At 63.3% G+C, this 1,244-nt stretch carries 1 protein-coding gene; it reads right to left on the minus strand.

Features of this window, described 5'->3' with window-relative positions:
- Positions 1-917: reverse transcriptase domain-containing protein (locus ACWDA7_RS53065; protein WP_450615431.1), on the minus strand; the 917-nt coding region annotated here is incomplete at its 3' end.
- Positions 918-1,244 lie beyond the last annotated feature (327 nt).

Consider the following 1,244-nt stretch of genomic DNA (forward strand, 5'->3'; position numbering starts at 1 on the left):
CAGTCGTCCGCGTAACGGACCAGTCTGTAGTTCGGCAGCCCCAGAACCTTGCGCCGTGCCCGTTGATAGGGCTTCGCAGCGGGCCCACCCGGTGCCCGGGCGATGTGCTCGTCCAGGACCGAGAGTGCCACGTTACTGAGCAACGGCGAAAGAATTGACCCTTGTGGAGTGCCGGCATTGTTCTCCCGCAGCACGCGATCCTCACCGAGGATGCCCGCCTTGAGGAATGCCTTCACCAAACCCAGTACACGTTTGTCTGCGATGCGGGCACGCACCCGGTCCAGCAGGGCGGTATGCGAGATCTCATCGAAACAGGCTTTGATGTCGCCCTCAACGATCCACTCATACGAGTGGGACGCCAGGAAGCGCACCTCGGCCACCGCGTCATGAGCCCGGCGGTTCGGACGGAACCCGTACGAACACGGGAGAAAATCCGTCTCGAAAATTGGCTCCAACACCAGCTTCAGGGAAGCCTGCACCACCCGATCGGAAACCGAGTTGATACCCAGACGGCGCAGTTTTCCGCCTGCCTTGGGAATCATCCGCTCGCGCACCGGAAGTGGACGGAAACTGCGGTCCTTCAACGATTCCCGCAGCCTGCCGAGGAAATTCTCGACACCCGTCGACAGAGTGATGGAACGGGCAGTATGCCCGTCCACCCCGGCTGTCCTGGCCCCCTTGTTCCCCTTCACCCGATCCCACGCCACCAAAAGGAACGCGGGATCAGCGACGAGATTGAACAGATCATCGAACCCGCGATGAGGATCATCACCGGCCCAACGGTGCAGCTTCGTCTGGATCTCCAGTACCCGGCGTTCCGCCTTGAGCAAGACGTACTCCAGCTCGTCGGTATTCACCAACGACACCTCCTGGCCTTCCAGTTCGACTGCTGCCGACTTGCTGGCCCCCTTCGCCATGCACGTGCCTCTCGCACGCTCGGACTACTACGGGGCCTCCGCCCCATCCCACGGCCGACAGTCGGCAACGGACCTGCCCACCACCAGGCTGGGTGCCCGGCGGGAGGGCGACCGCGGATGGTTCCCACGTTCACCTGGAATCGATCGATGAGGGAGGTGCCCGCCTTTACTCCGACAGCATCGCCACGCCTACGCCGCAGGCATTCACCGTGGCCTCCCCACCGGACCCGTCCAACCGGCTTCGGAGTTGACCGTCCCGCCGCAGCAGGACGGCCACGCGCTGCACACCGGCCCGTATCCATCAGGTTTGAGCCGGCACTGGACTTA

It is taken from the genome of Streptomyces sp. NPDC001156 (assembly GCF_053598275.1).